Here is a 12,361-nt window from a genome sequence, read left to right on the forward strand (position 1 = left end):
AACCTAGCAGCAGGCAGGCACGTCTAGTACATGGACAGCGGATAAAGATCCGTTAAAGGAGATGACGAAAATGGATTTATCTGTAACACATATGGACGATTTAAAAACCGTCATGGAAGACTGGAAAAACGAACTGTTAGTTTATAAATTTGCACTAGATGCACTTGATACAAAGTTTTCGATTATCAGTCAGGAATATAATTTAATTCACGGCCACAATCCGATTGAGCATACAAAATCACGTGTGAAAAGCTTTGAAAGCATCGTAAATAAACTCATGAGAAAGGGCTGCGAGATTACGACACAGGAAATGAAGGAAAATATCCACGATATTGCCGGTGTGCGTATCATTTGTTCCTTTATTTCTGATATTTATAATGTCGTGAACGTCCTGAAGCAGCATGAGGATTTGCGGATCGTAAAGGTAAAGGATTATATTCAGAATCCGAAACCGAACGGCTATCGGAGCCTGCATTTGATTATTGAAATGCCTGTGAACTTAACGAACAGAGTGGAATACGTCAAAGCAGAAATTCAAATCCGCACCATCGCCATGGATTTCTGGGCGAGCTTGGAGCATAAAATCTACTATAAACTGAACAACGACGTCCCTAAACATTTAACCGATGAACTGAAGGAAGCGGCGGAGATCGCCCACTATTTAGATGAAAAAATGCTGGGGATTAAGAAAGAAGTGGATTAGAAAAGACGGCAGCAATGTGCCGTCTTTTTTTATTTGATATCTTCATAAATATCAGAGGCTTTTGCCTTGATATGTGCCTTCTTGCCGGTTGGTTTTTTCTCTTTTTTCACAGCTTCATAGACAGAGGCTGTCACAAGGTCGCCAGCCTGCTGAAGGCGTTCTTTGCTGATATGTTCAATAGAGTCTTCAGGGGTATGGTACCATGGCTCTACTTCTTCTGTTTCCGGATCTCCCCAAATAAAGTTAGCGGAATCTATACCGGCTTCATGGAACGGCACATGATCGGATGAGCCTCCCTGTGTCAGAGACAGGCTGTCGAATCCAATTTTTTCAGCGGCCGTATGGCTGGATTCCCAAACATCGTTAGATTGTCCGTCCAATGTGTTGACATACAGCTCAGACGCATTCTCCCAGCTTGTACCCACCATGTCTAAGTTGAAGTTCACTTCGCTTCGTTTCAACTCTTTTTCTGATAGATGATCTACATAATGAGAGGAGCCGAGCAGGCCGAGCTCTTCAGCGCCAAAGGCGATAAAGCGGATTTCCTTGTCAGAAGGAATGCTTTTCAAGACGCGTGCCATTTCCAGCATGACAGATGTGCCTGATCCGTTGTCATTTGCGCCGGGCGAGAAAGGAACACTGTCATAATGGGCTGTAACGTAGACAATATCAGGATTTTTGATGTTCTTTGGTTTTTTGATACCGATGATGTTCTGAGAGGTTTGGTTTGAGAATGCTTTTAGTTGTAAGGTTGCTTCTTTTTGCTGGATAAGAGTTTCACCGTCTTCTTTCTTAATTCCGACGACAGGAATGCTGACTGTATTTCCTGATAGATTTGGGGTGACAGGCACAAGGCTTTCCTTATTATTGTAAATGATCACAGCCGTTGCGCCGGCTGTCTCGGCATTCCTGGCTTTCTCATAAAATGTCAGGTCTCCTCTTGAAATCAAAGCGATTTTCCCCTTGGCGTCAGCGGAGAAATCATCAGGATATCCTAAACCGGCGTGATAAAGCGGAGCGTTGAGGCCCTTTTCTTCAGTTGGTGTAGAGCCGGATGCCGCCCGAATGAGGATCTCACGGCCTTCTGAGGATAGCGTTCCTTCAAGTCGGTCAGGAATGCCAAACGTTTGAACCTTCACATCCAGTTTTAATTTTTTCAAGGATGAAGCGATCCATAAGGCACTCTTTTTTTCGGCAGATGTCCCGGCTATTCTGGGGCCGATTGTTTCACTAAGCTGTGAAATGGTTGAGTATGCGCGCTTTGCTTTGAATGGGAGCTCGCGCTGGCTATCTGATATTTGAACAGCATGCGCAGCAGGGGTGACACTCTGTGCCGGCAAGAGAACCGTGCCGGCCGTTAAAACGGCCATCGTCATTACAGTCAAAAGCTTTTTCATAAATATGAACCTCCCCTAATGTTTGGATGGGGAATATTTCGGGATGCTAAAGGATTTTCCTGCAAATTGAAGCGCATTTTTGAAAAGACAGTTCTTTATACCTGAAAAAAACGCTTATGAAAGCCGATTTCATAAGCGTCAGGACATCAAATTATTGGAGTTTTAAAAACTTGCGTTTGCCGACCTGGATGATCATATTCTCCTCTATCTCTGCATCGGCGTTAATGTCTGTTATTTTCTCTCCGTTAATCCGGACACCGCCGTTTTGAATCATGCGGCGCGCCTCGCTTTTCGAAGAGAGAAGATCAAGAGTGACGAGCAGATCGGTCATCGCGATCGTTTTCTCACCTTTCCAGTTCACAGCCGGAATATCCTCAGGCAGGCTGTTTTCCTGAAAGACTGTTTTGAAAGATTGTTCGGCTGCTTCAGCGGCTTCTAATCCGTGGTACATTCGGACAATCGTTTTGGCTAAAAGCATTTTGGCATCCCTTGGGTGAACGGCGCCGGTTTCTAAGTCCTTCACGAGCCGTTTTTTCTCTTCAAGCTCCAAGTCCGTTGCCAAATGAATGTATTTTTTCATCAGGCTGTCGGGCAGTGACATTGTTTTCCCGTACATGTCGTTCGGATGTTCGTCAATGCCGATGTAGTTGTGTTTCGATTTCGACATTTTCTCAACACCGTCCAAGCCTTCCAAAAGCGGCATCAGGATGACGACTTGTTTTTCTTTGTTGTATCGTTCTTGAAAATGCCGCCCCATCAGCACATTGAAATGCTGGTCTGTTCCGCCTAATTCAATATCGCTTTCCAGAACGACGGAATCGTATCCCTGCATCAACGGGTAAAAGAATTCATGCAGGGAGATCGGCTTTTGCATGGCGATGCGTTCTTCAAAGTCATCGCGTTCCATCAGGCGGGCTACTGTTATTTTGCCTGCCAAGTCAATAACGTCCTCCAGATGCAATGTTTTCAGCCATTTCGAGTTGTAGTGCAGCTCGACTTTTTCTGGATCAAGCACTTTCCCGAATTGCTGGAAGTATGTTTTGGCGTTGTGCTTGACCTCTTCATCGGTCAGCTGTTTTCTGGCCGCGGACTTGCCTGTCGGATCACCGATTTTTCCTGTGAAATCGCCAATCAAGAGCTGCACAATGTGGCCGTTTTCTTGAAATTGGCGAAGCTTGTTTAAAACGACCGTATGTCCCAGATGAACATCCGGTGCAGAAGGATCTAATCCGAGTTTAATTTTTAGCGGTGTGCCTGCCGCAATCGATTTGACAAGCTTGGCCTTTAATTCCTCCGGCGGTATGACTTCTTGGGCGCCTGTCATATATAGATTAAGCTGTCTTTCGACTTCTTTTTGCTGTGCTGCTGTGAGCTGATCAAATGTTTTCATCGTTCTTCCTCCTTTTTTAGAAACACAAAAAGAGCCGCATCCCGATAAGGGACGTGGCTCAATGCACGCGGTACCACCCTGGTTGAAGACATTGTCTTCCGCTCATTCGAATAACGGTTTCCCGTCCTTTGCTACTAACGTTCACAAAGAAAGCTCGGGGAGGTAATTCGCTTTTGCCTGTGTGCCGGCTCGCACCTTCCGCCGGCTCTCTGAAACAGGGAGACAAACCGCTACTGGATTCCCGTCAAAGCTTATGATGTATGAAGATTGTCCGCTACTTTTCTAAGCAGTCCTGTCAGGGTTTTCTGCTCCTCTTTTGTCATGCCCGTAATCAATTGCGTTTCCCCTTTGTGAAACTCGGGGTAGAGGTTTTCGATCGCTTGTTTGCCAGATTCAGTGATTGTGACAAAAACCAGTCGCCGATCTCTGGGATCGATGCTTTTGGAGCAAAAGCCCTTTTTTTCGAGCGTTTTGATCACGTTGCTTGCTGTTGCTGTTGAAATGCCTGACAGCTCAGCGATTTTTCTCGTTTCGAGTTTGCCCCATACCCATAGATCGTAAAGAATGGAGAAAGCGGTCCAAGATAATTTGTAAGAAGAAAGAACCTCAGTCTCCATTTTGACACGGAGCCTTTGCGCAGACCGATACAGATTCGTCGCGATCGAAATGGCTTCCAGGTTGAGTGACTCAACGGGCATTTGTTTAAGCTTGCTTAGTGTGTCATGCTCTTCTTTGCGAAGCTGCTGCTGTTTATCTAAACGTTCCATTTGTCGCCGCCTTAAATTATCAGAATCATTAGCTATGAAATGAATTGTAGCAGAGACGATGGTGAACTTCAAGCCTATATTTTTCGGTTGCATAAAAAAAGCCAAAAGAACACCACAATAAAGAAAAACCCGCAGACGGGGGTGCAGTTGTGCAAAAATATGTTCAAGGCGTGTATAAACATGATCCGTTTCATCTGTTTTCGACAGAGCATGCAGTGACATTAAGCTTGATCGGCATGCTTGCCATTCTTTTGTTTTTGTTCCGCCGGCCACTCAGCCGGCCAGCATTCAGTACATTTCTGCGCTATTTGTTTGTGTTTCTTTTGCTTGCTTCACAAATTGGTTACCAAATATGGATGATCGCCGCGGGCAGGTGGTCGGTGCGGACTTCTCTGCCCCTTCAGCTGAGTGACTTGTCTGTGTATTTATCAGCTATTATGCTGGTGACAAAAAGCAGAAAGCTGTTTGTGTTTTTGTATTTTGTCGGCATCGGAAGCTCCCTTCAGGCGCTTCTGACCCCAGACCTTGGTATGTTCTCATTTCCGCATGTGCGGTATATTCTCTTTTTTATGTCGCACGGATCCGTGTTTCTGTCCTGTTTGCTTATGGCGGTGATTGGCACGTACAGACTCAGACAGCGCTCTTTATGGGTGACTGTATTGATTGTCAATCTGTACGGAGGCATCATTTATCTGGTTGACCGCTGGCTGAATGCGAATTATATGTATTTAACGAAAAAGCCGGGCGGTTCTTCGCTATTGGATGTTCTCGGGCCTTGGCCATGGTATATCGCCTCAGCTGAAGCCATTACGATCGCGAGCTTTTTCATCCTTTATTGGCTTTATCGGATATTCAAAAAATAACACCTTTTTTGTTGTAAAGCACATTCTATTCAAAAAAATATTGGAGATTAGTGTTTAATTTTCTGAAAAAGGGAATGTAACTTGTACAACACAAAGGGAGATGAATACCATTGAAGAAAGATGAAATTATGCATATCGTATCATGCGCAGATGATAATTATGCTCGTCATTTAGGTGGGATGTTCGTTTCTTTATTGACAAACATGGACCAGAACAGAAAAGTAAAGCTATATGTGATTGATGGGGGAATTGAGCCTGATAACAAAAAAAGGCTGGAAGAAACCACATTGAAGTTCGGCGTGCCGATTGAGTTTTTAGAAGTGGATGCCAACCAGTATGAACATGCTGTGGAAAGCAGCCACATTACAAAAGCGGCGTATTACCGCATTTCGATTCCTGACTTAATTAAGGATGAGAGCATTAAGCGGATGATTTATGTCGATTGTGATGCACTTGTCCTCGAGGATATTTCGAAACTATGGGACTTGGACATCGCTCCATACACCGTTGCTGCTGTGGAAGATGCGGGGCAGCATGAACGTTTGAAAGAAATGAATATCACTGACACGGGAAAATATTTTAACTCTGGTATTATGGTTATTGATATGGAACCTTGGAGAAAGCAAAACATCACAGAAAAAGTTCTCAACTTTATCAATGAAAACGGTTCTGAAGATTTTCTTGTGTTACATGACCAAGATGCGCTGAACGCGATCTTATATGATAAGTGGTATGAGCTTCATCCGCGCTGGAACGCTCAAACATACATCATGTTAAAACTGAAAACACCTTCGACACTGTTAGGACGGAAGCAATATAATGAAACGAGAGAAAACCCGGCAATCGTCCACTTCTGCGGCGGAGAAAAGCCTTGGAACTCCAATACAAAACATCCGTATCGCGATGAGTATTTCCATTACATGTCCTATACAAAGTGGAATACGATCGGAAACCCGGCTATCAATCAATAATCTATATATGAAAAAACGCTTTTGATCATCTCAAAAGCGTTTTTTGTTTGTCAGCGGGCCACTGACCGATGATAAAAGCGCTGAATATGCATGGCGATATAGCACAGTTCTTTTTCAGGAAATTCAAAGCCGTATTCTTTTTTCACAAATGTGCCGATGCTTTTGGCGCATAGGAAAGCATCCTTGAATCTTTCTTTAATGATGGCGATCATTTCTGAATCCAGCTCGTAAATGGTTTCGCCTGCTTTGATATGCTGAATGGCAAAGCGCAAATGGGTCACGAGCCTTTCGTAAGAAATGGTATCCTCCACAATGTTGATTGACAGCTGGGTTTCAATAATGCCGATAATATCACGGATCATCGTTGTAATATCAAGTGTCTGTGTCATGTCGCCGGCGTTGTTTCTCGCTGTGTGAATGTGCATGGCGATATTGCCGATTTCATCCTCAGGAATCTCAATGCCCAGTTTCTCTTTAATCAGCGCTCTAGCCCACATGCCAATTTGGAATTCCTTCGGATAAAGAACTTTGATCTCATTCAGCAGCGGATTTTTGATGACCATTCCGTTGCTCAGGCGTTCGATCGCAAATGAGAGGTGGTCTGAAAACGCAACGTGAATCCGTTCGTTGATTTTGATGTTGAGTTCTTGTTCAGCATGGGAAATAATTTGCTCGGAGATTTGAATATGGTCTTCCGGCAATGTTTCTAAAATCTCTTCGAATTGTTTATAGTCAGGTGTATCTTTTCTGACGAATGTTTTTTCGATTTTAGACGGATCGACAATATCATTTTTTCTTTTGTCGAACGCAATTCCTGCCCCCAAGAGAATCTTCTCTTCATTTTGATCCTTTACGACGATTGCATTATGATTTAAGATTCTTTTAATTTTCATAGCTTTTTGTCCTTTCATCCCCCGTTTTATGAATGAAATCGAATAAATCCAGTTATTCTGTCTCTTCTTTAAACCCGAGAAACAATGTAGCTATAAAAGCAGAGACGGCCGCGATCAAAAAACCGATCATATAATGAACAAAATTCGCAATGCCAAACGGCAGCACGATTGAAATCATCGGGATGCCGGTCAGTCCGTAGGAATTCGAAACGACGTGTGCCCCAACTACATACGCCCCGCCGAGAGCGCCTCCAATAGCGGCTCCGATAAAGGGGCGGATCAGCTTCACATTTACTCCGAAAACAATTGGCTCCACAATGCCTAAAAAAGCGGTAAGGGAAGCGGGGAGCGCGATTTTCTTCAGGCTTGACTGCTTCGTTTTGAAGAAAACCGCCAGTCCCGCTCCGCCTTGCGCCACATTCGCCATTGACCATATCGGCACCAAAAAGTTCACACCCACATGAGGGTCAGCAAGCAAAGTCGCTTCAATCGCATAAAAGCTATGATGCAAGCCTGATAGAACGATAGTGGAATAGATGCCCCCGAAAAGAGCACCGGCAGCAATGCCCGCGTGGTGATAAATGTATTCAATCGATTGTGATATGACCTGGCCGATGATAGCTGCGGCGGGGTTCATCACAATCAGTGCGAGACATCCTGTCACCATCACAGTGATAAAGGGAATGATCACGACATCAAGTGACTTGGGCACAATCGTTTTTAAAAGCTTCTCAATTTTGCTCATGATATAAATGGAGAGAAGAATCGGTATAATGGCGCCCTGATAGCCCATCAATGGAATGTGCAGCCCCCATATGTCTAAGGAAGCGGGGGTTTTGCTGCCGAGCATGGATGGATCAAGCAAATCAGGATGAGTCAGAAGCCCTCCTATCAATGCCCCTAAAAATGGGTTGCTGCCAAATTGTCTGGCGGCACTGAAGCCAACCAAAATCGGCAGCAGAATAAAGGCGGTGCTGGACACGAGATCCAGCATTTTGATCCACGGGCTGTCGGCAGAGAACCAGTGAAAGACCTGAATCATGCCGATCAGCCCCATGAGCAAACCGTTTGCTGTTATCGCCGGGATAATCGGCATGAAAATATCGGACAGCGTTTTAGCAAATGTTGTGACGGGGTTCAGTTTACGTCTGGCATGTTTCTCTTGAACAGCCTCTTCAGAAGGCGATGCCTCCCACACACAAACGACTTCTTTATAAATTTTGTTGACGATACCTGCCCCAAAAATAATCTGGAACAGGCCATATCTGAAAAAGGTGCCCTGCACACCTTGCAGATTCTCAATAGCACGTATGTCGATTTTCGTTTCATCCTTTACTTCAAAACGAAGACGAGTTGTACAGTGGCTGATGCTGATAATGTTGCTTTTTCCTCCTGCGAGGAGCAATAATTCTTTCGCAATTTCTTTTTGCAAACAATAAAAACCTCCTCTGCTGAAGAAAAGTCGGCTTGTTCATCGTATCAAATGAAAAGTTGACAATCAAAATGAAAAAAGTGAGAAAAATGTAAAGCGTGCAGAGCCATCAAAAAATGCCCTCGTCGGGTGACGGGGCATTACGAAACATATAAAGCAGAAATGTCATTGGCGCCGTTACGAGCCCAACACGAAAAGAAGAGTTAAAATGCCTTCTTTTTCTAGGCACTAATACTCCCTTTGCATCGTTGGGTCTTGCCTGCTTGCCAGTCACAATCCCGCAATATGCAGTTGATATCTGTAATACCGTTCATTTTATGCTGTTCACAGCAGGATAGCAATAGTATGAAAAGCCTGTGAAGCAAATGGGAAAAAGGTTGCGTACACAGTTTAACAGACGAAAAAACCTTTAAGACGTAACACTCATCTTAAAGGTTTTTCAATTATTTCTTCGGCTTAACGGCGTTCAGCCGTTTTTGCAGCTTTGTTTTTTCATGGGATGCTTTTAATTGATTTACTGCGGACTGAGCGGCTGTTTTTGATTTTTTTGTCTTGTCTTTTTCCGCTTTTTTCACTTTGGCTTTGGCTGTTTCGACTTTTTTGGCTTCAGCTGCTGCCACTTTTTTCTTCACTTTATCTAACCGTTTTTGCAATGACGTTTTGTCTTTTCCGGACTGAAGTTCATTGACGGCCTTTTGGGCTTTCGCCGCGTTTGCGTCAGTTGATTTCTTTTCCGCTGCGGCGACTGATTGCTGCGCCTTTTTTACATTGCTGCTTTTCACTTTGTTGAGACGCTTCTGCAGGGACGTTTTTTCTGAGCCTGCCGGAAGCTTGCTGACTGCCGATTGAGCGCTGCTGACATCTGTTTTCTTTTTGCTTTTTTCCGCTTTGGCGACTTTGTCCTTTGCTTGCTTTGATACGATATAGCGCTTGACCTGATCTAACCGTTTTTGCAGGTTCTTTTTATCCGTGCCGTTCGGCAGTTTGTTGATCGCGGCTTGTGCTGTATCAACGGTTTGCTGGGTTTTATACTTTTCTGCCTTTGCCACTTTGTCCTTCGCGTCTTTTACATTTCTGTATGCCTGAACGTTATCCAGTCTTTTTTGCAAAGCTTTTTTGGCGCTGGAATTAGGCAGCTTGCTGACGAGCTTTTTCGCTTTGTCGATATCGGCTTGTGTTTTTGTCTGTTCGGCTTTTTTGACCGCTTGCTCAGCCGCCGCGTACGCTTTATCTGCCTGCTGGGCTTTATACCGGATCAGGCCATAGCCGAATTGCTGATCGCGGCCCGTAATTCCGAGATCAACGATGTTTTTCTGCATGAGGGCGCGAAGCTGCACGTTCGTGTTACCAGGATCACGCTGTTTTAATAACGCAAACATGGCAGCGGCGTGCGGGGTCGCTTGGGATGTGCCGCTTCCCGTCGCGTAATATTGATGTAAATACGTGCTCGTGATGTCTGTTCCCGGTGCTGAAAATTCAACTTGATTTCCTGTTGTTGAAAAGGCTGCAAGCTGATTGTGTTGATTTGTCGCTGACACTGCAACGACACTGCTGTATGCCGCCGGGTAATTTACTGGCTTGCCGTTTCCTTCATTTCCGCTTGCGGCAACGAGCAGTACGCCTTTTTCATATGCTTTGTCCATGGCGTCATGAAGAATCTGGCTGTCTGAAGACGTGCCAAGGCTCATATTGACGATATCCATTCCATTCGCTATCGACCAGTCGATCCCTTTGAGAAGACCTTGAAGATCTCCCGAGCCGTTCTGATCCAGCGCTTTAACCGCATATATTTGTGCTTCCGGTGCGATGCCGTCAATTCCGTAGCCGTTATGCTTAGCGCCGATAATCCCGGCGACATGTGTTCCGTGGCCGTTATCGTCTTTGTAAGAAGAGGTGTAACTGACAGCTGAGTACCCGCCGGAAATCGACAGGTCGTCGTGGGGGGAGATCCCGCTGTCAATGACAGCGATTTTGACGTTTTTGCCTGTCAGCCCCTCCTTCCAAGCCTGTTTGACCTGAATCGGTTCAAGATTCCATTGTTCGAAGTTGTCAGTGGTGTCGGCGTTCTCTGACAGTACTTTGAGGTCTGTATTGTTCGCTGCAGTGAACGTGACATTGTTTTCGACATACAAAATATCAGGATCCTGTTTGAATTCTTTTACTGTCTCTGGATCTGCTGTAACAGCTACCGCCGGAAGATGCTGATACTGCTGCTCAACCTCAGCATCACTGTCCAGGACGGTTTCCTTGCCGTCTTTGTTTTTATAGACCACAATGACCTCTTTCTCGCTGCTGGTTTCTGCATGTGCAAGAGGCTCTAGGGCGAGAAAACTGAAAAACAGAGTGACTGATACAACAAGTTTGCAAAATGTGGTTTTCATGGTTCTGCTCCTTTTTCTATGATGTTTGATATATATATCGGAGGAAAATGTGATTTTGATAATAAAGAGGAAAGATTTCTTCGTTGACAGGGTTGTTCAGAAGAATGCAGATTTTTTCCACAGAAAGAGGAAATTTTCCGCATGAATTTGTAAGCGTTTTCAAAATAAGATAAAGAAAACATTGCAAAGGTTGTTTACAAAGCAGTGAAAAAAGGGGGCTTTTCAGATGAGCGCGTTCACTCGGGTGATGGAAGAAAAAATCATGCCTGTCGCTGGGAAAATTGCCGGGCAGCGGCATCTCAGCGCTTTGCGTGACGGAATTGTTTTGACCATGCCGCTGATTATTATCGGTTCTGTCTTTTTGATTTTAACCAGTCTGCCGATTCCCGGTTATGCTGATTTTATGACGAGCGTGTTTGGGGAACAGTGGGCGGATAAGCTCGGCTATCCTGTTAATGCTTCATTCGATATTATGGCAATGATTGCGGCTTTCGGGATCGCCTATCGGCTGGCGGAAAGCTACGGTGTTGATGCCCTGTCGGCCGGAGCGATTTCAATTGCAGCCTTCTTATTGGCAACGCCGTTCGAGGTGCCTTTTACGCCGGATGGCTCAACAGAATCAATCATGATCGGAGGCGGAATTCCCATTACATTGCTCGGCAGCAAGGGACTGTTTGTCGCCATGATCATCGCCTTGTTTTCGACTGAAGTCTATCGGTACATCATTCAAAAAAATATTGTGTTTAACATGCCTGACGGCGTGCCGCCGGCAGTAAGTAAATCATTTGTCGCGCTGATTCCCGGCTTTATTATCGTATTTCTTATATGGCTGGCGCGTCTTCTGATTGAAATGACGCCTTTTAAAAGCCTGCACAATGTCGTCGGAGACCTGCTCGGCACGCCGCTTTCCATCCTTGGCGGCAGCCTCGGCGGGAGTCTGATCGCTGAATTCGTGCAAATGCTGCTTTGGGCGTGCGGCATTCACGGCGCTTCGATCATCGGCGGTATTATGGCGCCGATTTGGTATGGCGCCATGGATGCAAACCGTCTCGCGTTTCAAGCGGGCGAGGCGCTGCCGAGTATTTTTACGACTCAGTTTTTTCAAATTTGGATCAATGTCGGCGGAAGCGGAGCAACGCTGGCGCTTGTACTCACAATGCTTGTGCGGTCCCGGAGCAAACAGATGAAGCAGCTCGGCCGATTAGGGATTGGTCCTGCGCTATTTAACATCAACGAGCCGATCATTTTCGGCATGCCGATTGTGATGAACCCGCTCCTTATCGTTCCGTTCATCATAGCCCCGCTCCTCACAATTACCGCCACTTATATCGGCATGAGCACAGGACTGGTGGCAAGGCCTGCCGGAATCGCCGTGCCATGGACCATGCCGCCGCTCATATCAGGGTACCTGGCGACAGGCGGAAAAGTATCTGGAGCGGTCATGCAGCTGGTGAACCTGCTCATTACATGTGCTATCTACTATCCGTTTTTCAGAATATGGGATCATCAAAAATGGAAGGAAGAGAGTGCGGTTGAATCCGGGGATAAAAATGCGACGTGATGT

The 12,361-nt window shown here is 45.3% G+C and carries 10 protein-coding genes and 1 other annotated feature; of the genes, 4 read left to right on the forward strand and 6 right to left on the reverse strand.

Going from position 1 to position 12,361, the window contains the following annotated elements; genetic code table 11:
• The first annotated feature begins 70 nt into the window (after positions 1–70).
• Positions 71–703 (forward strand): GTP pyrophosphokinase YwaC, encoded by a 633-nt coding sequence (gene ywaC, locus ACQVGS_RS01590; RefSeq protein ID WP_059292252.1) that lies wholly within the window; start codon positions 71–73, stop codon positions 701–703.
• A 29-nt stretch (positions 704–732) separates the two neighbouring features.
• Here ywaC and ACQVGS_RS01595 read toward each other — a convergent pair whose 3' ends face one another.
• From ACQVGS_RS01595 to ACQVGS_RS01605, 3 genes are all read right to left on the reverse strand, one after another.
• Entirely contained in the window at positions 733–2,100 is a 1,368-nt protein-coding gene (locus ACQVGS_RS01595) for a M28 family metallopeptidase (RefSeq protein ID WP_316961146.1), read from the reverse strand.
• A 151-nt stretch (positions 2,101–2,251) separates the two neighbouring features.
• Entirely contained in the window at positions 2,252–3,490 is a 1,239-nt protein-coding gene (gene tyrS, locus ACQVGS_RS01600; RefSeq protein WP_106021898.1) for a tyrosine--tRNA ligase, read from the reverse strand.
• Positions 3,491–3,534: 44 nt separating this feature from the next.
• Positions 3,535–3,747 (reverse strand) — a binding site (T-box leader).
• Positions 3,742–4,257 (reverse strand): MarR family transcriptional regulator, encoded by a 516-nt coding sequence (locus tag ACQVGS_RS01605; protein WP_106019778.1) that lies wholly within the window; start codon positions 4,255–4,257, stop codon positions 3,742–3,744. It overlaps the preceding feature by 6 nt.
• A gap of 149 nt (positions 4,258–4,406) precedes the next feature.
• Here ACQVGS_RS01605 and ACQVGS_RS01610 point away from each other — a divergent pair, with 149 nt between their 5' ends.
• Together ACQVGS_RS01610 and ACQVGS_RS01615 are read left to right on the forward strand one after the other, a co-directional pair.
• A complete protein-coding gene (locus ACQVGS_RS01610; protein WP_127696348.1) occupies positions 4,407–5,120 on the forward strand; it encodes a YwaF family protein in 714 nt (237 codons plus the stop codon).
• Between the two features lie 110 nt (positions 5,121–5,230).
• Entirely contained in the window at positions 5,231–6,091 is an 861-nt protein-coding gene (locus ACQVGS_RS01615; protein ID WP_024123317.1) for a glycosyltransferase family 8 protein, read from the forward strand.
• A 50-nt stretch (positions 6,092–6,141) separates the two neighbouring features.
• Here ACQVGS_RS01615 and sacY read toward each other — a convergent pair whose 3' ends face one another.
• From sacY to epr, 3 genes are all read right to left on the reverse strand, one after another.
• Positions 6,142–6,984, reverse strand: coding sequence for a transcription antiterminator SacY (gene sacY, locus ACQVGS_RS01620; protein ID WP_044160381.1), 843 nt, complete (start codon positions 6,982–6,984; stop codon positions 6,142–6,144).
• Between the two features lie 52 nt (positions 6,985–7,036).
• Entirely contained in the window at positions 7,037–8,416 is a 1,380-nt protein-coding gene (locus tag ACQVGS_RS01625) for a sucrose-specific PTS transporter subunit IIBC (RefSeq protein ID WP_095712721.1), read from the reverse strand.
• Positions 8,417–8,859: 443 nt separating this feature from the next.
• Entirely contained in the window at positions 8,860–10,797 is a 1,938-nt protein-coding gene (gene epr / locus ACQVGS_RS01630; protein WP_106019776.1) for a minor protease Epr, read from the reverse strand.
• Positions 10,798–11,023: 226 nt separating this feature from the next.
• On the opposite strand from epr, the gene celB reads away from it, so the two are divergent.
• A complete protein-coding gene (gene celB, locus ACQVGS_RS01635; protein ID WP_127696349.1) occupies positions 11,024–12,358 on the forward strand; it encodes a PTS cellobiose transporter subunit IIC in 1,335 nt (444 codons plus the stop codon).
• Positions 12,359–12,361 lie beyond the last annotated feature (3 nt).

Source organism: Bacillus sp. SD127, from assembly GCF_058566445.1.